This window comes from Klebsiella sp. RIT-PI-d (genome assembly GCF_001187865.1).
Taxonomy (GTDB): domain Bacteria; phylum Pseudomonadota; class Gammaproteobacteria; order Enterobacterales; family Enterobacteriaceae; genus Superficieibacter.
The window spans coordinates 79222-103527 of the sequence record NZ_LGIT01000004.1 but is presented as its reverse complement, the minus strand read 5'-3'; the positions used below and the strand labels follow the sequence as shown (position 1 = coordinate 103527).

Genomic DNA, 24306 nt, shown 5'->3' with positions numbered 1-24306 from the left:
GCCGGGCTAAACAATCCTTTTATTTCTTTGGTAGATAAGGCTGTAGCGTTGCGGCAAATTCTTTACTATTTTTCGACTGAACCAGCAATTTTCCTTTTCCGGAAAACTCGTTGACCAGACCTTCTCCGGTTTTAAACCCAAAAATGCCGGATGCCATTTTAATATTGTATGAAAGCGTATTTTCCCACGCCACCACGTGAAGGTTATCGACGACCAGCGTATCGTTGCCGTCCAGATCCAGTTCAACAACTTCGCCAAATCCATTCACCAGCAGCGTCCCGGTTCCGGCCGTTTCCATAACGAACAGTCCACCTGTGCCGCTGAAAACCCCGCGGCCCAGCGACTGGCGTTTCATTTGATAGGTCACGCTGCTGTCGCAGGCTAAAAAGGCACCATCGTTAAGACGCCAGGTACTTTTACCCACTTCCAGCGCCTTAATATTGCCAATACTGCCCGACGAAATAGCAATAAGGCCGTCATTTGCCGTGCCCGTTGCGGTGGTGACAAAAAAGCTTTCGCCGCTGACCATTGAGCGGGCGGCAGCTTTAATAATGCCTCCCAACAGGCCTGAGCCATTCTGATTCATTCGGCCTTCAAGATTCACTTTGCCGTTATGAAAAACCATCGAACCGTGTTCAATACTGACTTTCTCCCCCATCCCGAGAGAGATCAGAACCAACGGACACGACCCTTCACTTGAAAATTGATATTGCATTCTTTATCCCTGTTGAACGTATAAAATCCATCATCCACTCGTGGGCGCCCGCCAGACAGCGCGCCGCCGACATTTAACGATCTCAGCCTTTCATCCACATTCGGATGCCGTCAAGGAACATCTGGGTCGCGAGCATCACCAGAATAAGGCCCATCAACCGTTCCAGCGCATTAACCCCTTTTTCACCCAGCAGGCGTAAAAACAGCGACGACTGTAGCAGGATCACAAATGTACCGCCCCAGGCCAGCAGCAGGGCAATCACCAGATGGCCCATCTGATTCGGATATTGATGCGACAGCAGCATTAGCGTCGCCAGCAGGGTAGGACCGGCCACCAGCGGAATGGCCAGCGGTACGATAAACGGCTCTTCACCGGCGGGCAGACCGCTACTGTTGCCTGACGCGCTGGGAAAAATCATTTTAATCGCGATCAGGAACAAGATGATACCGCCCGAGATAGACACCGTTTCGGCGCGTAAGCTGAGAACCGAGAGGATTTTTTCACCGGCGAACAGGAAAATAAACATCACCAGCAGCGCGATGAACAATTCGCGGATCATAATAGCCCGACGGCGTTTAGGCTCCGTGTGCTTCAGCACCGACATAAAAATCGGTAAATTTCCCAGCGGATCCATAATTAAGATCAATAAAACTGCGGCAGAAATGATGTCATTCATTAACTAATTTCCTGATAATCAGTGTGTATTTGTTATTCGTTTTTAGTGCGTTAACCAACAAGATAAGCCACTCTTCTGATGGCCCGGCCATCATTGATTAATTTCACTTGCGACTTTGGCTGCTTTTTGTATGGTGAAGGATATAACACCAGGTGACTGGCTTGCATAACAGCACACATCTTCGCAGGAAAAACGCTATGAAAAATGTTGGTTTTATTGGTTGGCGCGGTATGGTCGGCTCCGTACTCATGCAACGCATGGTAGAAGAGCGCGATTTTGACGCCATTCTTCCCGTCTTCTTCTCAACGTCTCAACTGGGACAAGCCGCACCTGGGTTCGGTAACACCCACGGCGGTACGCTTCAGGATGCTTTCGATCTTGAAGCGCTGAAGGCGCTCGATATTATCGTCACCTGCCAGGGCGGCGATTATACCAATGAAATCTACCCAAAGCTTCGTCAAAGCGGTTGGCAAGGCTACTGGATTGATGCCGCCTCGTCGCTGCGAATGAAAGATGACGCCATCATCATTCTCGATCCGGTCAACCAGGACGTCATCACCCACGGTCTCAACAATGGCGTAAAAACCTTTGTAGGCGGCAACTGTACTGTCAGCCTGATGCTGATGTCGCTTGGCGGTCTGTTCGCCAACGATCTGGTGGACTGGGTATCGGTGGCGACGTATCAGGCCGCCTCTGGCGGCGGTGCGCGACATATGCGCGAGCTGCTGGCGCAAATGGGCCAACTCTATAACCATGTTTCTGATGAACTGGCGAACCCGGCCTCTGCAATCCTTGATATCGAACGCAAAGTCACGGCGCTGGCCCGCAATGGCGATTTGCCTGTTGAAAACTTTGGCGTGCCGCTGGCGGGTAGCCTGATCCCGTGGATCGACAAACAGCTGGATAACGGCCAGAGCCGTGAAGAGTGGAAAGGCCAGGCCGAAACCAACAAAATTCTTGCCACTACTACAACCATTCCGGTAGACGGCCTGTGCGTACGTGTAGGCGCGCTGCGCTGCCATAGTCAGGCCTTTACCATCAAGTTGAAGAAAGACGTTTCTGTTCCGACGATCGAAGAACTGCTGGCAGCGCACAATCCGTGGGCTAAAGTCATTCCTAATGACCGTGAACTTTCGATGCGTGAACTGACGCCCGCTGCGGTGACCGGCACGCTAACAACGCCGGTAGGCCGCCTGCGTAAGCTCAATATGGGGCCTGAATATTTGTCGGCGTTTACCGTAGGTGACCAGCTATTGTGGGGGGCCGCAGAGCCGCTCCGCCGTATTCTCCGCCAACTGGCATAATGACGCAGCATGAACAACGGGGTGTAATAACACCCCATTTTTTTGCGTCAAACAAGGAGTCACGCAATGTTTCATTTTTTTTCGGGAGAGCAATACGGCGTTGTCTATGCTTAAGCGTAGTGCCTACACATTTTGGCTGAAGGTCGAATGGCGCAGATGGATGCACATTATGCAGCGCCATTCAGGTCAAAAAAAGTCGCAACCGGGTGTTTATATACCGCAGGAATGAAGCGACCTACATATAACAGGATGAGATCCATGTCGAATCATGTAGACAGAGACGTGATTAACGCGCTAATTGCCGGGCACTTTGCGGATCCCTTTTCCGTACTGGGCATGCATCGAACGGATGCCGGGCTGGAAGTCCGGGCCTTGTTACCCGATGCCACAGAAGTGTGGGTTATTGAGCCTAAAACGGGCCGCAAGGTAGGCAAACTTGAATGTCTGGATTCCCGGGGCTTCTTTAGTGGCGTACTGCCGCGCCGTAAAAATGCGTTTCGCTACCAGCTTGCCGTTATCTGGCACGGCCAGCAAAATCTGATTGACGATCCCTATCGCTTTGGCCCTTTATTGCAGGAGCTGGATGCCTGGCTGCTGTCAGAGGGCACTCACCTGCGGCCTTATGAAACGCTGGGCGCGCATGGCGATACGATGGATGGCGTCACCGGTACGCGCTTTTCCGTCTGGGCGCCGAATGCGCAGCGGGTATCCGTCGTTGGCCAGTTCAACTTCTGGGACGGTCGCCGCCATCCAATGCGCTTACGCAAAGAGAGCGGCGTCTGGGAACTGTTTATCCCCGGCGCGCACAATGGTCAGCTTTATAAATACGAGATTATCGATGCGCACGGTTTGATGCGTATCAAAGCTGACCCTTATGCTTTTGAAGCGCAGATGCGCCCGGAAACCGCGTCGCTTATCTGCGGTCTGCCGGAAAAAGTGGTCCAGAGTGACGAACGTAAAAAAGCCAATGAACTGGATGCGCCCATCTCCATTTATGAAGTGCATCTTGGCTCATGGCGTCGCCATACCGACGATAATTTCTGGCTCAGCTATCGTGAACTGGCTGACCAACTGGTGCCCTATGTTAAATGGATGGGATTCACCCATCTGGAACTGCTACCGGTTAACGAACATCCGTTTGACGGCAGCTGGGGCTATCAGCCTACTGGTCTTTATGCGCCGACCCGTCGTTTTGGCACGCGCGATGACTTCCGCTATTTTATCGACGCTGCCCACGCCGCCGGGTTAAACGTGATCCTTGACTGGGTACCGGGCCACTTTCCGGACGATGACTTCGGGCTGGCAGAGTTTGATGGTACCGATCTCTATGAGCACAGCGATCCGCGTGAAGGCTATCATCAGGACTGGAATACGCTGATCTACAACTACGGGCGCCGTGAAGTACGCAATTATCTGGTGGGTAATGCGCTGTACTGGATCGAGCGTTTTGGTATCGATGCCCTGCGTGTCGATGCAGTGGCCTCCATGATTTATCGCGATTACAGCCGTAAACAGGGTGAGTGGATACCCAACGAATTTGGCGGACGCGAAAATCTTGAGGCCATCGAATTTTTACGCTCGACCAACCGTATTCTGGGTGAACAGGTCCCCGGCGCGGTCAGTATGGCGGAAGAATCTACCGACTTTGAGGGCGTTTCGCGCCCGGCGAATACCGGCGGCCTCGGCTTCTGGTACAAGTGGAATCTCGGCTGGATGCACGACACGCTCGACTACATGAAGCTTGATCCTGTCTATCGCCAGCATCATCATGAAAAGCTGACGTTCGGCATGTTCTATAACTACACCGAAAATTTCGTGCTGCCGCTATCGCATGATGAAGTGGTGCACGGTAAAAAATCCATCCTTGATCGGATGCCGGGCGATGCATGGCAGAAGTTCGCCAATATGCGTGCCTATTACGGCTGGCTATGGGCATTCCCCGGCAAAAAACTGCTGTTTATGGGCAACGAATTTGCCCAGGGCCGGGAGTGGAACCATGACGTCAGCCTTGACTGGCACTTGCTTGAAGGCGCAGACAACTGGCATCACGGCGTTCAACGGCTGGTCCGCGATCTCAACCATACCTATCGTCACCATAAAGCGCTGCACGAGCTGGATTTTGACCCTTACGGCTTTGAATGGCTGGTGGTGGATGATAAAGCGCGCTCGGTGCTGATTTTTGTTCGTCGTGACAAGGCGGGTAACGAGATTATTGTCGCCAGTAACTTTACTCCGGTTCCGCGCCACGATTACCGTTTCGGCATTAATCAGCCGGGCAAATGGCGTGAAGTGCTGAATACCGACTCTATGCATTATCACGGCAGCAATGCGGGCAACGGTGGGACGGTACAGAGCGACGATATCGAAAGTCATGGACGTCCGCAGTCTCTGAGTCTGACGCTGCCGCCGCTTGCGACGATCTGGCTAATGCGGGAGGCAGAGGAATGATCGCCTTAACACCGGGACAACCTGCGCCTCTCGGCGCACATTTTGACGGCAGCGGCGTGAATTTCACGCTGTTCTCTGTCCATGCTGAACGGGTTGAACTCTGTGTATTTGACGAATCCGGCTTCGAGCATCGCTACGACTTACCTTCCCGCAGCGGTGATATCTGGCACGGCTATCTGCCGGATGCCCGTCCGGGGCTGCGCTACGGTTATCGCGTCCACGGACCGTGGGAGCCTGCACAGGGGCACCGCTTTAATCCGGCCAAACTGCTGCTCGACCCTTGCGCCCGAATGGTTGACGGACATCCGCACGATGATGCGTTATTTCACGGCGGCCATGATACACCCGATCACTATGACAGTGCGCCAGTCGCTCCCCGCAGCGTAGTGGTCGATTTGCGCTACGACTGGGATAACGACGCGCGGCCGCACACGCCATGGGGCAAAACGGTTATCTACGAAGCGCACGTTAAAGGGCTGACGTATTTGCATCCGGAAATTCCGGAAGACATTCGCGGAACCTATAAAGCACTGGCGCATCCGGTGATGCTGAACTATTACAAAACGCTGGGTATTACCGCGCTGGAGTTGTTGCCGGTGGCGCATTTCAGCAGCGAGCCGCGCCTGCAACGCATGGGATTAACCAATTACTGGGGCTATAACCCGCTGGCGATGTGCGCCGTCGATCCGCGCTACGCCAGCGAACCGGCGAAGGCGCTGAACGAATTTCGCGATACGGTAAAAGCGCTGCATAAAGCCGGTATCGAAGTGATTCTGGATATCGTGCTTAACCACAGCGCAGAAATTGATCTCGATGGCCCGACGTTCTCTCTGCGCGGAATCGACAACCGTAGCTATTATTGGATCAGAGAAGATGGCGACTACGAAAACTGGACCGGATGTGGTAACACGCTGAACCTCAGTTTGCCCGGCACCGTAGAGTACGCCCACCAGTGTTTACGCTTCTGGGTGGACGAATGCCATGTGGACGGTTTTCGTTTCGATCTGGCGACAGTGATGGGACGAACCCCGGAATTTCGCCAGGATGCGCCGCTGTTTGAAGCGATAAAAAACGATCCGCATCTGGCGTCGTTAAAGCTTATCGCGGAACCGTGGGATGTCGGTCATGGAGGATATCAGGTCGGGAATTTTCCGCCGCTCTTTGCGGAATGGAACGACCATTTTCGCGATGCGACACGCCGTTTCTGGCTGCAACAGGATCTGACAGTGGGTGAGTTTGCCTGCCGTTTTGCCGCCTCAAGCGACGTCTTCCAGAACAATGGTCGCCTGCCGTCAGCGACAATTAATCTGGTGACCGCGCACGATGGATTCACCCTGCGCGACTGTGTTTGTTTCAATGAGAAGCATAACGAAGCCAACGGTGAAGAGAATCGCGATGGCACGAGTAAAAATTACAGCAATAATCATGGTAAAGAAGGACTTGGCGGCATTCTTGATATCATTGAGCGGCGACGGTCCAGCGTCCATGCTTTGATGACGTCGCTGCTGCTTGCTCAGGGTACGCCGATGCTGCTTGCCGGCGATGAACATGGGCACAGCCAGCACGGAAATAACAATGCGTATTGCCAGGATAATGCTCTGACCTGGCTTGACTGGTCTCAGGCAAATACGGGACTGATGACATTTACTGCGGCATTAATCCACTTGCGTCAGCGCATTCCGGCATTAACCCGGGATAGCTGGTGGCAGGAGGGTGATGGCAACGTGCACTGGTTAAATGCGCAGGCGCTGCCGTTAAGCGATCGTGAATGGCAGAGCGGGCTTCGGCAGATGCAAATTCTGCTGTCAGACCGCTGGCTGATTACGCTCAATGCGACGCAGCACGTTGTAGATATGGTTTTACCTGATGGGGAGTGGCATGCCATTCCTCCGTTTGCCGGAAAGGACAATCCGGTTGTCATGGCTATCTGGCACGGGCCCGCGCACGGAGTATGCGTATTTGAACGGTCATAAAAAAGGAGTTCGACATGGTTAAGCTTGAAAACAATGATTTGCTGATGCTGTCGCGCCAGTTGCCGATGAAGTCTGTTGCCCTGATCCTGGCAGGAGGACGTGGAACGCGTCTGAAAGATTTGACGGTAACCCGGGCCAAACCCGCCGTTCACTTTGGCGGCAAGTTTCGTATTATCGACTTTGCCCTCTCCAACTGTATTAACTCCGGTATTCGTCGAATTGGCGTAATTACCCAGTATCAGTCGCATACTCTGGTACAGCACATCCAGCGCGGCTGGTCATTCTTCAGCGAAGAGATGAACGAGTTCGTTGACTTGTTACCTGCTCAACAGCGCGTACACGGTGAAAACTGGTATCGCGGTACGGCTGATGCGGTAACGCAGAACCTGGACGTTATTCGCCGCTATAAAGCCGAATATGTAGTGATCCTCGCCGGCGACCATATCTACAAGCAGGATTACTCGCGGATGCTTATCGACCACGTGAAGAAAGGCGCACGCTGTACCGTCGCCTGTCTGCCGGTGCCGAAAGCAGAAGCAACGGCGTTTGGCGTTATGCACGTTGACGAAGATGACAAAATTATTGATTTCGTCGAGAAACCGGCCAATCCGCCGACCATGCCTAATGACGATACTAAATCGCTCGCCAGCATGGGCATTTATGTTTTCAACGCGGACTATTTGTACGAACTGCTGGAGCAGGACGATCTAAACGAGAACTCCAGCCACGATTTCGGCAAAGACATTATTCCGCAGATCACCAAAGCAGGGCTGGCGTACGCGCATCCGTTCCCGCAATCCTGCGTGCAGTCGGATTCAGAGTCTGAACCCTACTGGCGCGACGTGGGTACGCTTGAAGCTTACTGGAAAGCCAACCTCGACCTGGCATCGGTGACACCGGACCTGGATATGTACGATCAGGACTGGCCAATTCGTACGCATATGGAATCGCTGCCCCCGGCAAAATTTGTTCAGGACCGTTCGGGTAGCCACGGCATGACGCTGAATTCCCTCGTATCGGGCGGCTGTATCATCTCTGGCTCGGTTGTCGTGCAGTCCGTTCTGTTCCCGCGCGTTCGGGTTAACTCGTTCTGCAATATCGACTCATCGGTGGTATTGCCCGATGTCTGGATTGGCCGCTCATGCCGTCTGCGCCGGTGCGTTATCGATCGCGCCTGCGTGATCCCGGAAGGGCTGGTGATCGGCGAAAACGCTGAAGAAGATGCACGTCGTTTCTACCGCTCTGAAGAAGGGATCGTGCTGGTAACACGAGATATGCTTAACAAATTGAAAGATCAAAAAGACGAATAATAACCTTGCGCGGAAGGGGTCCGCGCGCTGTTTTATCGCGAGCGGCAAAGGCCTTCGCGGTGGTGACAGGAGCGATAATGCAGGTTTTACATGTATGTTCTGAGATGTTCCCGCTGTTAAAAACCGGCGGTCTGGCAGACGTAATTGGTGCGTTACCCGCAGCACAAAATGCGGGCGGAGATGATGCACGGGTTCTGCTTCCTGCGTTTCCTGATATTCTGCGGGGTATCCCCGATGCACAAGTGGTCACGCGGCGCGATACCTTTGCCGGGCACATCACTCTGCTGTTTGGGCATTATAATGGCGTGGGCATCTACCTGATAGATGCTCCACACCTGTATGACCGCCCCGGTAGCCCATACCACGACACCAACCTGTTCGCTTATACCGATAATGTGCTGCGCTTTGCGCTGCTCGGCTGGGTCGGTTGTGAAATGGCCTGTGGTCTTGATCCCTTCTGGCGACCGGAGGTGGTTCATGCCCATGACTGGCACGCCGGGCTGGCTCCGGCTTACCTTGCTGCGCGTGGCCATCCGGCAAAATCTATTTTCACCGTTCATAATCTGGCCTATCAGGGGCTGTTTTACGCCCATCATATGAATGACATCCAGTTGCCATGGTCGTTCTATAACATGCACGGGCTGGAGTTTGAGGGACAGATTTCGTTCCTGAAAGCGGGCCTGTTCTATGCCGATCACATTACGGCTGTTAGTCCGACCTATGCCCGGGAAATTACCGAGCCGCAATTTGCTTACGGTATGGAAGGCTTATTACGTCAGCGGCAAATGGAAGGGCGATTGACCGGCATTCTTAACGGCGTGGATGAGCAGATCTGGAGTCCTGAAACGGACTTGCTGCTGACGTCGCGTTATAGCCGCGATACGCTGGAAAAGAAAGCCGAAAACAAACGGCAGCTGCAAATCGCGATGGGCCTGAAAGTCGATGACAAGGCACCGCTGTTTGCGGTGGTGAGCCGTTTGACCAGTCAGAAAGGTCTCGATCTGGTGCTTGAAGCGCTGCCCGGCCTGCTTGAGCAGGGCGGACAGCTGGCGCTGCTGGGCGCAGGCGACCCTGTGCTTCAGGAGGGGTTCCTCGCCGCTGCGGCCGAACATTCCGGGCAGGTGGGGGTGCAGATTGGCTATCACGAAGCCTTCTCACACCGCATTATGGCCGGTGCCGATCTCATTCTGGTCCCCAGCCGCTTTGAACCGTGCGGCCTGACTCAGCTATACGGATTGAAATACGGCACGCTACCGTTGGTTCGTCGTACCGGCGGGCTTGCCGATACCGTCGCAGACAGCTCACTGGAAAACCTGGCTGATGGCGTCGCCAGCGGCTTTGTATTTGAAGACAGTAATGCCTGGTCCCTGTTACGGGCGATCCGGCGCGCTTTTGTGTTGTGGTCGCGTCCTTCGCTGTGGCGTTATGTCCAGCGTCAGGCGATGCATATGGATTTTAGCTGGCACGTTGCCGCACAATCCTATCGCGATCTCTATCAACGTTTGATGTAACGACAGGAATCATGTTGATGAATGCACCTTTTACTTATGCCTCCCCGACCCACAGTATTGAGGCGTTAAAGCATTCTATTGCTTATAAACTCATGTTTACGGTCGGCAAAGATCCGTCCATAGCCAATAAACACGAATGGCTTAACGCCACGCTATTTGCGGTACGCGATCGTCTGGTCGAGCGCTGGCTGCGCTCAAACCGGGCGCAGCTCTCCCAGGAAACGCGTCAGGTTTACTACTTATCAATGGAGTTCTTGATCGGCCGTACGCTCTCCAACGCCCTGTTATCACTGGGCGTTTACGAGGATGTGAGCAAGGCGCTGGATGAGATGGGTCTTAACCTCGAGGAGCTGATTGACGAGGAGAACGATCCGGGACTCGGCAACGGTGGCCTTGGACGCCTGGCTGCCTGCTTCCTTGATTCTCTCGCCACCCTTGGTTTACCGGGGCGCGGCTACGGTATTCGTTATGATTACGGTATGTTTAAACAGAACATCGTCGATGGTCGGCAAAAAGAGTCCCCGGACTACTGGCTGGAGTACGGTAATCCGTGGGAATTCAAGCGCCATAACACCCGCTATAAAGTGCGTTTTGGCGGGCGGATCCAGCATGAAGGCAAAAAAAGCCGCTGGCTTGAAACCGAAGAAATCCTGGCCGTGGCCTATGACCAGATCATCCCAGGCTTTGATACCGACGCGACTAACACCTTACGTTTATGGAACGCTCAGGCCAGTAGCGAAATCAATCTCGGTAAATTTAACCAGGGCGACTATTTTGCTGCGGTAGAAGATAAAAACCATTCCGAGAACGTATCAAGAGTACTTTACCCGGACGACTCCACCTATTCCGGGCGTGAATTGCGTCTGCGTCAGGAGTATTTTCTCGTCTCTGCAACGGTGCAGGACATTCTGAGCCGCCATTATCAGTTGCACCGAACCTACGCGAATCTGGCGGATAAAATCGCCATTCATCTCAATGACACTCATCCGGTGCTGTCGATTCCGGAGCTGATGCGTCTGCTGATTGACGAGCATAAATTTAGCTGGGATGAAGCATTCGACGTGACCTGCCAGGTCTTTTCCTACACCAACCATACACTGATGAGTGAAGCGCTGGAAACCTGGCCTGTGGATATGCTCGGTAAGATTTTGCCGCGCCATCTGCAAATCATCTTCGAAATTAATGATTACTTTCTGAAAACGGTGCAGGAACAGTATCCGGACGATATCGGGTTGCTGAGTCGTACCTCGATCATTGACGAATCAGACGGGCGTCGGGTGCGCATGGCCTGGCTGGCGGTGGTGGTAAGTCACAAGGTTAACGGCGTATCAGAGTTGCATTCCAATCTGATGGTACAGTCGCTGTTCGCTGATTTTGCGCACATTTTTCCAACCCGCTTTACCAACGTCACCAATGGCGTGACCCCGCGCCGATGGCTGGCACTGGCGAACCCGTCACTGTCTGATGTTCTGGATGACAATATCGGCCGCAACTGGCGAACCGATCTCAGCCAACTGAGCGAACTGGAGCAGCATATTGACTATCCGCTGGTGAATCAGGCGGTACATCAGGCGAAGCTGGAGAATAAAAAGCGGCTGGCGGTGCTTATCGCTCAGCAGCTTAATGTGGTGGTGAATCCACGTGCGTTATTCGATGTGCAGATCAAACGTATTCACGAGTACAAACGCCAGCTGATGAACGTCCTGCATGTGATCACGCGCTATAACCGAATTAAAGACGATCCGTCGGCGGAGTGGGTGCCGAGGGTAAATATTTTTGCCGGTAAAGCCGCCTCGGCCTATTACATGGCGAAACATATTATTCATCTGATCAACGACGTGGCGAAGGTGATCAACAACGATCCGCAGGTAGGCGATAAGCTGAAAGTGGTGTTTATCCCTAACTACAGCGTCAGTCTGGCCCAGGTCATTATTCCGGCGGCCGATCTGTCTGAGCAGATCTCGCTGGCAGGCACCGAAGCGTCCGGCACCAGCAATATGAAATTTGCCCTTAACGGTGCGCTGACCATCGGCACGCTGGATGGGGCAAATGTCGAAATGCAGGAGCACGTCGGCGCGGAAAATATCTTTATTTTCGGCAATACCGCAGAAGAGGTCGAAGAACTGCGTAGGCAGGGCTATAAACCGCGCGACTATTACGAACAAGATGAAGAACTGCGTCAGGTATTGACCCAGATCGCCACCGGCGTATTTAATCCGGAAGAACCGGGCCGCTACCGCGATCTGGTCGATTCCCTGATTAACTTCGGCGATCACTACCAGGTTCTGGCAGATTACCGCAGCTATGTTGATTGTCAGGACAGGGTTGATGAACTCTATCGCCAGCCGGAAGCGTGGACCACTAAAGCGATGCGCAATATCGCCAATATGGGCTACTTCTCATCGGACCGGACAATTCAGGAGTATGCGGAGCAGATTTGGGGCATTACGCCGATAAAGCTGTAGTCCGCAGGAATGCAGGCATAACGTAAAACGTCGGGCGGTTTTTAAACCGCCCGACGTTTATGGTACAGAGATGTATCGTAAAATCAGGACGCCAGCGACAGTTCGCGTTTCGCCGCATGTTGCAGCAGCCACTGCGATACGCGCGCCTGCTGGTCCGCATCCAGCCACATGCCCAGGCGAGTACGACGCCAGATAGCATCATCGAGTCGGCGCACCCATTCGTGCTCCACCAGATAGCGCAATTCAGCTTCATAAAACGCATGGCCAAAATCTTCACCCAGGTCAGCCAGAGAGGTGGCGCTTCCCAGAATAAGCTCGGTATTGCTGCCATAAGTGCGTGCATAGTGACGCGCCAGCGACTCGCTGATAAACGGATAGCGGCGACGCAGTTTGGCTGCGTAGCTCTCACGATCGCCGCCAATATCGCCACCTGGCAGCACGGCATCTTTAGTCCACGCCTGGCCGATGCCTTTATAGTACGGCGTCAGTTTTTCCATCGCGTGTTCTGCCAGCTTACGATAGGTGGTCAGCTTACCGCCAAAGACCGACAGCAGTGGCGCTTTGCCGTTTTCGTCATGCACATCAAGCGTGTAGTCGCGGGTAATCGCCTGCGGTGAATCGGATTCATCATCACACAGCGGACGCACGCCGGAGTAGGTCCAGACAATGTCATTGCGGGTCAGCTGCTTGCGGAAGTGACCGTTATAGACTTTCAGCAAATAATTAATTTCGTTTTCATCAATAGCAACGTTTTTCGGGTCGCCCTGATATTCCACGTCGGTAGTACCAATAATGGAGAACTCATCCATCCACGGGATCACGAACACAATGCGTTTATCTTCGTTTTGCAGAATATAGGCCTGCTTCTGGGTATGCACGCGCGGCACCACAATGTGGCTACCCTTGATCAGTCGGATACCGTAAGGCGAAGGCAGGTGCATCCCGTCATCGAAGAATTCTTTCACCCATGGGCCGGTAGCGTTGACCAGACCACGCGCCTGCCAGGTATGTTTCTTGCCGGTATCAATATCTTCGGCCTCGACAATCCACAGCCCATTTTCACGACGTGCAGCCGTCGCGCGGGTGCGGGTCAATACGTTACCGCCTTTCTGCTCGACCATCTGGGCATTCGCCAGCACCAGTCGCGCATCGTCGACCCAACAGTCAGAATATTCGAATCCGCGCACGATTTCCGGTTTAAGAACCGACTCTGCGCCAAATCGTAAACCTGTAGAACCGGGTAAACTGGTGCGTTTCCCCAGATGGTCGTACATAAACAATCCAATACGGATCATCCACGCCGGGCGCAAATGCGGGCGGTGCGGCAGACGAAAACGCATCGGGAAGGCAATATGCGGGGCCATTTTTAACAGCACTTCACGTTCGGCCAGGGCTTCACTTACCAGGCGGAACTCGTAGTGCTCAAGGTAGCGCAGGCCGCCGTGGATCAGTTTCGAACTGGCAGAGGAGGTGGCGCAGGCCAGATCCTGTCCCTCCAGCATCAGCACGGACAATCCCCGTCCGGCAGCGTCCGCCGCGATGCCAGCACCGTTAATGCCGCCACCTATCACAATCAGATCTTTGGTTTCCATGCTGCTACCTCTTACTTTCGTTAAAGCGCACATAAATGTTCGATATCGCTCATAATAGCAAGGAATCGTACTTTTGGTAACATCAAAAAAACAATTTAGAGTGATATGCATAACATAATGGCGTTTCTCTCCCCTCACGACGTAAACTACACGCTAATTCCCGTCATTTGTGCCGCTCAAACGGAGCGGCGCAAACCACGTCAGAAAGAGAAGCTATGGATCATTTTGAATGTATTAATGTCGAAGAAGCGCACCAGAAATTGCATCAGGCTACCGCCGTGCTGGTCGATATACGCGACCCACAAAGTTACGCCATGGGCCATACGCCGGGCGCGTTTCATCTGACTAACGACACCCTCGGCGCTTTTATGCGCGATACCGATCCCGAAACGCCGGTGATGGTCATGTGTTATCACGGCAACAGCAGTAAAGGAGCGGCCCAGTATCTCCTCCAGCAGGGATACGATCATGTCTACAGTGTGGATGGGGGTTTTGATGCCTGGCATCGCCATTTTCCGGCAGAGGTTGAGCGCACGCTGTTTTAGGCATCGGTTCGCGATACCGTTATACTGTCCCCTTTTGTGTGGAATAAGCGAACGTCAGTATGTTGATGATCACCTCTTTTGATAACCCCCGCATCGCGCAGGCGTTTGTGGACTATATGGCGACGCAGGGTGTCGTGCTGACGGTACAGCGAAATACCCAATGGGATGTCTGGCTGGCTGATGAGCAGCAGGCCGCGCGCGTGCAGGCTGAACTGGCGCGCTTTATGGAAAATCCCGCAGACCCGCGCTATCTGGCGGCAAGCTGGCAGTCCGGGCAAACCAACAGCGGCTTACGCTATCGTCGCTTTCCCTTTCTGAGCGCGCTCAAAGAGAATGCCGGGCCGTTAACGACCGGCGTGCTGGTGCTGACGGTGCTGGTATTTGTGTTAATGCAGGTGATTGGCGACCAGCCGGTTATGGCGTGGCTGGCATGGCCTTACGATCCTTCGTTGAAAATAGAGGTCTGGCGCTACTTTACCCACGCGCTGATGCATTTCTCCCTGCTGCATATTCTCTTTAACCTGCTGTGGTGGTGGTATCTGGGCGGCGCAGTCGAAACCCGTCTGGGCAGCGGTAAACTACTGGTCATTACCGTTATCAGCGCATTGTTAAGCGGATTTGTGCAGTATCAGTTTAGCGGTCCGTGGTTTGGTGGATTGTCGGGCGTCGTTTATGCCCTGATGGGCTATGTATGGCTACGAGGCGAGCGCGACCCGCAGTGCGGCATCTTTTTACCGCGCGGTCTGATCATCTTTTCTTTACTATGGCTGTTGGTCGGCTGGTTTGATCTCTTCGGTATGTCGATTGCGAATGGTGCGCATGTGGCCGGGCTGTTGGTTGGGCTGGCGATGGCGTTTGTCGATTCGCTGAATGCGCGAAAACGAACATAATTTGGCAGGGATTTTATGAAACAGACACAGCGCCACAGTGCGATTATTGAACTGGTTAAAAAGCAGGGATACGTCAGCACCGAAGAACTGGTTGAGCATTTTTCCGTGAGTCCGCAGACCATTCGTCGCGATCTCAACGATCTGGCAGAACAAAACCTGATCCTGCGTCATCATGGTGGCGCAGCGCTGCCGTCGAGTTCGGTCAACACCTCCTGGCACGATCGTAAAGCGACGCAAACGGCTGAAAAGGAGCGTATTGCCAGCAAAGTTGCCGCGCAAATTCCGGATGGCTCAACATTATTTATTGATATCGGTACCACGCCGGAAGCGGTGGCTCACGCGCTGCTGGGGCACAATAACTTGCGCATCGTGACCAATAATCTCAACGTCGCTAATACGCTGCGGGTGAAGGACGATTTCCGTATTATTTTAGCGGGCGGCGAATTGCGCAGCCGCGACGGCGGCATTATCGGTGAAGCCACGCTGGATTTTATCTCCCAGTTTCGTCTGGACTTCGGCATTCTCGGCATCAGCGGCATTGATAGTGACGGTTCCCTGCTGGAATTCGACTATCACGAAGTACGCACTAAACGCGCGATCATTGATAACTCCCGCCATGTGATACTGGTGGTGGACCATTCTAAATTTGGCCGTAATGCGATGGTCAATATGGGGAGTATCAGCATGGTGAATGCCGTTTATACCGATGTACTACCGCCAGCTGGCGTCATGCAGGTGATTGCCCAGCATAAAGTCCAGCTGGAGCTGTGTTAACGCTTTCGCATGATTCTTCAACATACATCACGGTAAGCAACTACCGTGATGTATTTTCTATCTGTTCTGACACTGTCTCTGTTTACTGCCGGACAGGCGCGATAAGCGCCCGGCATTGCGTCACACCCCGTAGCCCATCATTTTTAATAGCTTCTGCGCATGTTGAACGGCGTCCTGGCGATGCGCGACGCCAAGTTTCTGATACAGATTACGGATATGGGTTTTAATGGTGGTGGCCGCCACCTCCAGCTCTCCGGCAATCTGGTCGTTACTGTAACCCGAGTAGATCAGGCCCAGCACCTGCCATTCGCGCTGGGTCAGCGGGCTGGTCCGGATCAGTTCCGGGACGTGCGGATGGTTTAGCAGTTTTTCGACGAAGGTCTCATCGAAATGGGCAAATTTATGCCGGTGATGCTGGTTAATATCGCGCAGGATACGTTGCGCCCGATGGTGCTCCAGTTCCGGCAGGGTATTCAGCTGGATCAGCTGCCGTAGCTGCTGCGCCATCGCTTCACCTTCAATCACAAAATGGTTAATAAACCCGGTTCGATTGGCAAGGGTCAGTGCCTCCATCAACGCATTTTGCGCTTCATTTTTTCGCCCCGCCTGCCAGTAAAGCTGGTTAAGTAACAGCAGGTTACGATTAATGTCGCTCATCAGACGCAGGCTGCGCGCATTTTCGTTTAACTCTTCCAGCACCATCTCGGCCGAGCCAGTTTCGCCGAGCAGGATCTGCACCCGGGCAATATTGCGCCACTGGCTTTGCAGAAAATGATTATTGGCAAATGCCGGTTTTGGCGTCTGACGCAGCCAGTTGGTCGCAGACTTTTTATCACCCGTCATTTGCCAGTAGATAACCCGAACTTTATCCGCATTGGATACCCAATCGCTGTGATACGGGCCGTTGCCTAATAAATTTTCGAGACGGTTTAACTGCCCGCGCGCGTTATCCAGATCGCCGCGTGCCAGTGAGCACTGGACGAGGAGCGCCAGGCACTGAAGTTGTTGTTGCGGCTGATAGGTTGATAGCACGGTCATGCCACGGCGGGCCGCATTTTCGGCTTCGTCGAGACGACCCCACGCCCACAATAGCTGGGCCCGAATACGCAGCAAAAACTCATGCATCGGCAGCTGTTCAAGATGATGATCGTGGATCAGCTGGAAGGCTTTTTCCTGTGTCTCCCATGCGGCCTGTAAAAAGCCCTGGGCAAACAGAATTTCGCTTTGCTGGATCATGCTCCACAGCGCGTAGTGCCAGACGTCGTGACGGCGGGCCATCTGCTCCGTCTGCTGCATGACGGACAGCGACTCAGTTAATAGTCCCTTGCAGTGCAACACTTCGCCGTGCACGGAGGTCGCCACGATGCGGCTATAAAAACAGGCAATTGGCAGCATATCCAGCGCAATTTTCGCCAGACGGTCGGCCTCATCAGGATCGCCATCGTTAATAGCGACCTGGGCACGCAGGGCGTTGAAATCGCCGCTGACTTCAGCATCTATCGTTATTTGCATCTCCTGCTCGGCGCGAGCCAGCAGAGTGTTCACTTCGCTATAGCGATGTTGGCTTTGCATCAGCCATGCCTGAAGTAATACCAGACGCGGGTTTTCCAGCAGGCTTTCCCACGGCAGCGACGACAGGGATTCCTCCAGCAGCGTCAGTTCGCTGTGGTTAAACAGTCCCCAGGCGTGGTTGAGCAGAATATCGCGCAGCATTTCGGCATCACCTGCCGCCAGTGCGTGATGAATGGCTTCGGTCGGGAATCCTTGTGCCATCCAGCTTTCGGCGGCCGCACGGTGCAGATCCGGCAGTTCGGTGGCCAGTTCCCACTGACAGCGCTGGCGCAGGAAGTTGCCAAACAGCGGGTGATAGCTGAACCACTCGCCGGAATCATCCATACGCTGTAAAAACAGTCCCTGACGTTCGATTTCTTCAAGCCGCATTTGGCCGTTTTCTTCCCCGGTGACCCGGGTAATCAGGGCATCGTTCATGGAGCGAAGCAGGGCGCTTTTAAGCAGGAAATGGCGGGTCGTTAAATCGACGTTATTCAGCACTTCATCCACCAGATAATCAGACAGATGGCTGGCGTTAATGCCCGACAGGCGGCGTGCCGACTGATGCGGTGCATTATTATTTTGCCGCGTCGACAGGGCAATAAGCTGAAGCGCGGTAGCCCATCCGGCCACTTCATCGCACAGACGGCTGCTCTCTGAGGCTTCCAGCGGCGAGGTTAAACGTCGCTCGAAAAACTGTCGCGCCTCCTGATGATTAAACGCCAGATGTTGACTGCCGACTTCAAGTAGCTGATCGCGTACGCGTAAATTGGCAATACCCAACTGCGGCAGATTGCGTGACATCACCAGTAACGTCAGATTTTCTGGCTGATGGCGCAGGAAGAAACGCATGGCTTCATGGATCACCGGATTAGTGATCAGATGATAGTCATCTATGACCAGCCACAGCGGATGATCCCACTCGGCAAGTTCAATAAATAATTGGGCAAAAAGTGAGGTCAGGCTGGCGTACTGGCGCTTTTGTACCATGGCTTCACTGGCATCGCAGTGGCCGCCAGTTGCCTGCTGAATAGCAGCAATCAGATAGCTGGCAAAACGCTCCTGCTGGTTATCGCCTTCATCAATTGAAAACCAGCCCAGATCGTTTTTTCCTGCGGCCCATTGTGAAATGAGCGTCGTTTTTCCATACCCCGCCGGACTGGTTATCAGGATCAGACGGAAATTGTTCGCGCCGGAAAGTTTCGCCAACAGGCGATCCCTGACCACAGTATGGTCAAGACGTACCGGGCGACTTAATTTAGACGGAATCAACATAGTTATCACTTTCACTGTGCGGAAAAGAGAGCCGGATTTTTTTTGCGCTTCGTAATTAATGTCCTACAGTCGTTCAGATTGCAATGTATTGCAAGTTATGTCGATTTCTTAAGACTTTTAATTTGCACTGCGTCACAAATTAATAACTCATTATAATTAAATGCTCTGAAACCGGTGCCAGCCCCCATGACATCTGGCTTAGGCCGAATTGCCGTTCATCAGGCGATGCATGTTTGAATGAAAGGATTTTCTTAAACCAATTAAAATTTAAGGCGATATCAGGTGATGAAATAACCTGTAACGTATTTGAGTAAATTCGCTGTAGATATTTTATACGGGGCAGCATTTCGTTATTTTATATTTTATTTGTGGAACACCATTTCAGTTTTATGACCCTGGCCCGCGTTTTACCCGGCGCAGTCGCAGAGACTGAGAGAGGCGCAAAAGTACACGTTGATGTACAAATTGTCGGCAAGGATGGCGTAAGCGGCTAACGTTATAGTGGTGCCGATCACATTTTTCGCTCATCCCCGATGCTCCTCCCTGCCTAATCCCCGGCGGGATGAGGAAGCCGGACGGGTAGCCAGGCAAACTAGCGCTAACGTTTTTCATTTGAACAGGATCCGTTCCCTTTATGTCACAGCCTTCGTTCGATAAAGCACAATTTCAGGCGGCCCTGACGCGTCAGTGGCAGCGCTTTGGTTTAACCTCTGCCGAAGAGATGACGCCGCATCAGTGGTGGCAGGCCGTAAGCGGCGCGCTGGCTGAACTGCTGGCCGCACAGCCGGTGAGCGCGCCGGCGAACCATCAACGGCATGTAAACTACATTTCTATGGAGTTTTTAATTGGCCGTCTGACCGGCAATAATCTGCTGAATCTGGGCTGGTATCAGGACGTCAGCGATGTGTTAAACACGCACGACATTCACCTAGCCGATTTGCTGGAAGAAGAGGTTGATCCGGCGCTGGGTAACGGGGGGCTTGGGCGTCTGGCGGCCTGCTTCCTCGACTCAATGGCGACAGTCGGCCAGAGTGCCACGGGATACGGCCTGAACTATCAGTACGGCTTGTTCCGTCAGTCCTTTGCCGACGGGCATCAAATGGAAGCTCCGGATGACTGGCACCGCGGTAGCTATCCGTGGTTCCGCCATAATGCGCAGCTTGATGTGCAAGTGGGTATTGGCGGCAAAGTAGTGAATGGCGCATGGCAGCCCGGTTTTATCATTACCGGGCAGGCGTGGGATCTGCCGGTGCTGGGCTATCGAAACGGTATTACGCAGCCGCTGCGCCTGTGGCAGGCGACACACGCGCATCCGTTCGATCTGACCAAATTTAACGATGGTGATTTTCTGCGTGCCGAGCAGCAGGGTATTGATGCCGATAAACTCACCAAAGTGCTTTACCCGAACGATAACCATACCGCAGGCAAAAAGCTGCGCCTGATGCAGCAGTACTTCCAGTGCGCCTGCTCTATTACCGATATTCTCCGTCGCCATCATCTTGCTAATCGTACGCTGCATGAGCTGGCCGATTTCGAAGTCATTCAGCTCAACGATACCCACCCGACTATCGCGATCCCTGAACTGCTGCGCGTGTTGATCGACGAGCACCAGATTAGCTGGGACGATGCCTGGGCCATTACCAGCAAAACCTTCGCCTATACCAACCATACGCTGATGCCGGAAGCGCTGGAGTGCTGGGATGAAAAACTGATTAAAGCGCTGTTGCCGCGCCATATGCAGATCATCAATGAAATTAACCGCCGCTTTAAAGTGCTGGTGGAAAAAACCTGGCCAGGCGACAACGCCGTATGGGCGAAGCTCGCCGTGGTGTATGACAAACAGGTGCGAATGGCGAATATGTGCGTTGTTAGCGGGTTTGCGGTTAACGGCGTGGCAGCACTGCACTCTGAACTGGTCGTGAAAGATTTGTTCCCGGAATACCACCAGCTGTGGCCGAACAAATTCCATAACGTGACTAACGGGGTTACTCCCCGCCGCTGGATCAAACAGTGCAACCCGGCACTTGCCGCATTGCTGGATAAAACCCTGAAGAAAGAGTGGGCTAACGATCTTGACCAGTTAATCGCGCTGGAAAAATACGCGGATGATAAAAAATTCCGCCAAACGTACCGTGAGATCAAACTGGCGAATAAAGTGCGTCTGGCAGAATTTGTGAAAGCGCGTACCGGCATTGAAATCAGTCCGCAGGCGATTTTCGATGTTCAGATCAAACGTCTGCACGAATATAAACGCCAGCATCTGAACCTGCTGCACATTCTGGCACTCTATAAAGAGATCCGCGAAAACCCGCAGGCTGATCGCGTACCACGTGTGTTCCTGTTTGGGGCGAAAGCGGCGCCGGGATACTACCTGGCAAAAAATATTATCCTCGCAATTAACAAAGTGGCGGCAGCGGTAAATAACGATCCGCAGGTGGGCGATAAGCTGAAAGTGGTTTTCCTGCCGGATTACTGCGTGTCGGTCGCGGAAATGCTGATCCCGGCTGCGGATATTTCAGAGCAAATTTCCACTGCCGGCAAAGAAGCTTCCGGTACCGGCAATATGAAGCTGGCGCTGAACGGCGCGCTGACCGTCGGAACACTGGACGGGGCGAACGTTGAAATCGCCGAACAAGTGGGTGAAGAAAATATCTTTATCTTTGGTCACACAGTGGAAGAGGTGAAGGATCTCAAAGCAAAAGGCTACGATCCGCTAAAATGGCGTAAGAAAGACAAGGTACTCAATGCGGTATTAAAAGAGCTTGAGAGCGGTAAATACAGCGACGGTGACAAGCATGCGTTTGATCAGATGCTGCACAGCCTCGGTAAAGAGGGCGGCGATCCGTACCTGGTGATGGCCGACTTTGCCGGCTATGTTGACGCGCAGAAGCAGGTTGATGTGCTCTACCGCGATCCGGAAGCATGGACCCGAGCGGCCATCCTGAATACCGCACGCTGCGGCATGTTCAGCTCCGATCGCTCAATTCGCGACTACCAGAGCCGTATCTGGCAGGCTAAACGATAAGGACCGCTATGGAACGCAAACGCCTCGATAACGCCGCCCTGACGGCGGGGATAAACCCTGACTATGTAAACGCCCACGGTAAACCGCAGTCAATTGGCGAGGAAACCAAACGGCGTTTGCTGGATGCCATGCATCATACGAAGGCGGCAAAAGTCGCCGTGGCTCCGGTGCCCAACGTGAAGGTCTATACCCACGGTAAAAAAATGGCGCTGGAGGTGGAAGGCAGCGGCGAGTTTACCTGGACGCTGTTAACCGAAGAAGGCCGCCAGTATCAGGGCCAGTTTGCAGGTGGACAGAAACTGAGTCTGCCGATGCGTCTGCCGGAAGGATATCACGCGCTGACGCTGTCACAGAAAAAAAAGCAATGGCACTGTCAGGTCATTATTGCGCCGCAGCGCTGTCATGAACCTGAAGCCCTGCTGAGCGGACGTAAACTATGGGGGGCCTGTGTCCAGCTTTATACGCTACGTTCCAAAAACAACTGGGGGATCGGTGATTTCGGCGATTTAAAAGCCATGTTGCCGGAAGTCGCGCAGCGGGGTGGGGCCTTTATTGGCCTCAATCCAATTCATGCGCTTTATCCGGCTAACCCGGAAAGTGCCAGTCCGTATAGCCCCTCTTCGCGGCGCTGGCTGAATGTGATTTACATCGACGTTAACGCGGTTGAAGATTTCCAGCATAGCCAGGAGGCTCAGGAGTGGTGGCGTATGCCGACCACCCAGGAAAAACTCAAAAAAGCGCGCCAGGATGACTGGGTTGACTACTCTGCGGTCACCGCCCTGAAACTGGCCGGATTGAGCATGGCGTGGCGGCAATTTATGCAACGTGCTGACGATGATGTCTCCATGCAGGCGTTCCGCCAGTTCGTCGCCGATGAGGGTGAAAGCCTTTACTGGCAGGCGGCGTTTGACGCGTTGCACGCAGCCCAGGTGAAAGAAGATCCGATGCGCTGGGGCTGGCCTGTCTGGCCGGAAGGATACCGATCTACCGATACGCCTGAGGTGAAAGCCTTTTGTAAAACCCATCAGGATGACGTCGAGTTTTATCTGTGGCTACAGTGGCTGGCCTGCACACAATTCGCGTCCTGCTGGGAAGAAAGCCAGAGTATGACGATGCCCATTGGTCTGTACCGTGATTTAGCGGTAGGTGTGGCAGAGGGTGGAGCCGAAACCTGGTGCGATCGCGACCTGTATTGCCTGAAAGCGTCAGTTGGCGCACCGCCGGATCTTCTTGGTCCACTGGGGCAAAACTGGGGGCTGCCGCCGATGGATCCGCACGTTATTACTGCACGCGCCTATGAGCCGTTTATTCAGCTATTGCGTGCGAATATGCGTGACTGCGGCGCATTACGTATCGATCATGTTATGTCGCTGCTGCGCCTGTGGTGGATACCTTACGGCGAAACGGCCGATCATGGCGCGTACGTGCATTATCCGGTAGACGATCTGCTGTCGATCCTGGCGCTGGAGAGCAAGCGTCACCAGTGCATGGTGATTGGTGAAGATCTGGGTACGGTGCCGGTGGAAATCGTTGGGAAGCTGCGTAAAAGCGGGGTCTATTCCTATAAGGTCCTCTATTTCGAAAGCGATCACGAGAAAACGGTCCGGGCGCCGGAGGCTTTTCCTGCACAGTCGATGGCCGTGGCGGCGACGCACGACCTGCCGACTCTGCGCGGTTACTGGGAAAGCGGCGATTTGACGCTTGGCAAAACGCTGGGGCTATATCCGGATGCGGTGATGTTGAGCGGTCTGTATGAGGATCGCGAGCTGGCGAAGCAGGGGCTGCTGGATGCGCTACATCGCCACGGCTGTCTGCCGAAAAGTACCGGACACAACGCCGCGCGTATGTCGATGACGGCGACGCTGAGTCGCGGGATGCAGCGCTATATTGCCGACAGCAACAGTGCGCTGTTGGGCCTTCAGCCTGAAGACTGGCTACTGATGCTCGAACCGGTCAACATCCCCGGAACCAGCTATCAATATAAAAACTGGCGACGAAAACTTTCCACGACGCTTGAGCAGATGTTTGCTGACGCCAACGTGAATAAACTGCTTAAGGATTTAGATAAGCGGCGTAAAAAGTAGGCGTTGTTATTTTTCATGCCCGGCAGCCTATGCGCCGGGCAGTATCATAAGTCATTGTCTGCCTAAAATATCCATCCTGAATATAATTCCCGCCGGACAAACGCTTTTTTCATTAAACCTTATTAAGCCTATTTTTAGATGCCGATTAATATCACTCAATTATTTTCC

Annotated in this window: 15 protein-coding genes; 11 read left to right on the top strand and 4 right to left on the bottom strand. The window is 53.5% G+C overall.

The genetic code is table 11. The features are described from left to right. Positions 1-19: 19 nt before the first annotated feature. Complete coding sequence (locus tag AC791_RS03735; RefSeq protein WP_049839150.1) at positions 20-715, bottom strand: TIGR00266 family protein; 696 nt, start codon at positions 713-715, stop codon at positions 20-22. Positions 716-797: 82 nt separating this feature from the next. Then, complete coding sequence (yhgN, locus tag AC791_RS03730) at positions 798-1391, bottom strand: NAAT family transporter YhgN (RefSeq protein WP_049839149.1); 594 nt, start codon at positions 1389-1391, stop codon at positions 798-800. A gap of 197 nt (positions 1392-1588) precedes the next feature. On the opposite strand from yhgN, the gene asd reads away from it, so the two are divergent. From asd to glgP, 6 genes are all read left to right on the top strand, one after another. Then, positions 1589-2695 (top strand): aspartate-semialdehyde dehydrogenase, encoded by a 1107-nt coding sequence (asd, locus tag AC791_RS03725; protein ID WP_049839148.1) that lies wholly within the window; start codon positions 1589-1591, stop codon positions 2693-2695. A gap of 258 nt (positions 2696-2953) precedes the next feature. Further along, the gene (glgB, locus tag AC791_RS03720; RefSeq protein WP_049839147.1) at positions 2954-5143 is read left to right on the top strand and encodes a 1,4-alpha-glucan branching enzyme; all 2190 of its coding nucleotides are present in this window, start codon (positions 2954-2956) and stop codon (positions 5141-5143) included. Then, positions 5140-7116, top strand: a complete 1977-nt coding sequence (gene glgX, locus AC791_RS03715; RefSeq protein WP_049839146.1) for a glycogen debranching protein GlgX — start codon at positions 5140-5142, stop codon at positions 7114-7116. The genes glgB and glgX overlap by 4 nt, the downstream gene beginning before the upstream one ends. A 14-nt stretch (positions 7117-7130) precedes the next feature. Further along, positions 7131-8426 (top strand): glucose-1-phosphate adenylyltransferase, encoded by a 1296-nt coding sequence (glgC, locus tag AC791_RS03710; protein ID WP_049839145.1) that lies wholly within the window; start codon positions 7131-7133, stop codon positions 8424-8426. A gap of 77 nt (positions 8427-8503) precedes the next feature. Continuing rightward, a complete protein-coding gene (gene glgA / locus AC791_RS03705; protein WP_049839144.1) occupies positions 8504-9937 on the top strand; it encodes a glycogen synthase GlgA in 1434 nt (477 codons plus the stop codon). 17 nt (positions 9938-9954) lie between these two features. Then, positions 9955-12402: a glycogen phosphorylase gene (gene glgP / locus AC791_RS03700; protein WP_049839143.1), complete on the top strand. Its 2448-nt coding sequence runs from the start codon at positions 9955-9957 to the stop codon at positions 12400-12402. 83 nt (positions 12403-12485) lie between these two features. Here the strand turns inward: glgP and glpD are convergent, their stop codons facing one another. Then, complete coding sequence (gene glpD, locus AC791_RS03695; RefSeq protein WP_049839142.1) at positions 12486-13994, bottom strand: glycerol-3-phosphate dehydrogenase; 1509 nt, start codon at positions 13992-13994, stop codon at positions 12486-12488. A gap of 215 nt (positions 13995-14209) precedes the next feature. On the opposite strand from glpD, the gene glpE reads away from it, so the two are divergent. The 3 genes from glpE to AC791_RS03680 are packed head-to-tail and all read left to right on the top strand — an operon-like array spanning position 14210 to position 16203. Beyond that, the gene (gene glpE / locus AC791_RS03690; protein WP_049839141.1) at positions 14210-14539 is read left to right on the top strand and encodes a thiosulfate sulfurtransferase GlpE; all 330 of its coding nucleotides are present in this window, start codon (positions 14210-14212) and stop codon (positions 14537-14539) included. Between the two features lie 59 nt (positions 14540-14598). Continuing rightward, complete coding sequence (glpG, locus tag AC791_RS03685; protein WP_049839140.1) at positions 14599-15429, top strand: rhomboid family intramembrane serine protease GlpG; 831 nt, start codon at positions 14599-14601, stop codon at positions 15427-15429. A gap of 15 nt (positions 15430-15444) precedes the next feature. Next, positions 15445-16203, top strand: coding sequence for a DeoR/GlpR family transcriptional regulator (locus AC791_RS03680; RefSeq protein ID WP_049839139.1), 759 nt, complete (start codon positions 15445-15447; stop codon positions 16201-16203). A gap of 120 nt (positions 16204-16323) precedes the next feature. Here the strand turns inward: AC791_RS03680 and malT are convergent, their stop codons facing one another. Further along, the gene (malT, locus tag AC791_RS03675) at positions 16324-19029 is read right to left on the bottom strand and encodes an HTH-type transcriptional regulator MalT (RefSeq protein WP_049839138.1); all 2706 of its coding nucleotides are present in this window, start codon (positions 19027-19029) and stop codon (positions 16324-16326) included. Between the two features lie 634 nt (positions 19030-19663). Here malT and malP point away from each other — a divergent pair. Further along, positions 19664-22054: a maltodextrin phosphorylase gene (malP, locus tag AC791_RS03670; protein WP_049839137.1), complete on the top strand. Its 2391-nt coding sequence runs from the start codon at positions 19664-19666 to the stop codon at positions 22052-22054. An 8-nt stretch (positions 22055-22062) separates the two neighbouring features. Next, positions 22063-24138 carry a 4-alpha-glucanotransferase gene (gene malQ / locus AC791_RS03665; protein WP_049839136.1) on the top strand — a complete coding sequence of 692 codons (2076 nt, stop codon included), beginning with the start codon at positions 22063-22065 and terminating at the stop codon, positions 24136-24138. Positions 24139-24306: the final 168 nt, after the last annotated feature.

Excerpts from the sequence above, each read along its gene's own strand:
- AC791_RS03735 (WP_049839150.1), bottom strand. The coding sequence starts at position 715 with ATGCAATATCAATTTTCAAGTGAAGGGTCGTGTCCGTTGGTTCTGATC.
- yhgN (WP_049839149.1), bottom strand. The coding sequence starts at position 1,391 with ATGAATGACATCATTTCTGCCGCAGTTTTATTGATCTTAATTATGGAT.
- asd (WP_049839148.1), top strand. The coding sequence starts at position 1,589 with ATGAAAAATGTTGGTTTTATTGGTTGGCGCGGTATGGTCGGCTCCGTA.
- glgB (WP_049839147.1), top strand. The coding sequence starts at position 2,954 with ATGTCGAATCATGTAGACAGAGACGTGATTAACGCGCTAATTGCCGGG.
- glgX (WP_049839146.1), top strand. The coding sequence starts at position 5,140 with ATGATCGCCTTAACACCGGGACAACCTGCGCCTCTCGGCGCACATTTT.
- glgC (WP_049839145.1), top strand. The coding sequence starts at position 7,131 with ATGGTTAAGCTTGAAAACAATGATTTGCTGATGCTGTCGCGCCAGTTG.
- glgA (WP_049839144.1), top strand. The coding sequence starts at position 8,504 with ATGCAGGTTTTACATGTATGTTCTGAGATGTTCCCGCTGTTAAAAACC.
- glgP (WP_049839143.1), top strand. The coding sequence starts at position 9,955 with ATGAATGCACCTTTTACTTATGCCTCCCCGACCCACAGTATTGAGGCG.
- glpD (WP_049839142.1), bottom strand. The coding sequence starts at position 13,994 with ATGGAAACCAAAGATCTGATTGTGATAGGTGGCGGCATTAACGGTGCT.
- glpE (WP_049839141.1), top strand. The coding sequence starts at position 14,210 with ATGGATCATTTTGAATGTATTAATGTCGAAGAAGCGCACCAGAAATTG.
- glpG (WP_049839140.1), top strand. The coding sequence starts at position 14,599 with ATGTTGATGATCACCTCTTTTGATAACCCCCGCATCGCGCAGGCGTTT.
- AC791_RS03680 (WP_049839139.1), top strand. The coding sequence starts at position 15,445 with ATGAAACAGACACAGCGCCACAGTGCGATTATTGAACTGGTTAAAAAG.
- malT (WP_049839138.1), bottom strand. The coding sequence starts at position 19,029 with ATGTTGATTCCGTCTAAATTAAGTCGCCCGGTACGTCTTGACCATACT.
- malP (WP_049839137.1), top strand. The coding sequence starts at position 19,664 with ATGTCACAGCCTTCGTTCGATAAAGCACAATTTCAGGCGGCCCTGACG.
- malQ (WP_049839136.1), top strand. The coding sequence starts at position 22,063 with ATGGAACGCAAACGCCTCGATAACGCCGCCCTGACGGCGGGGATAAAC.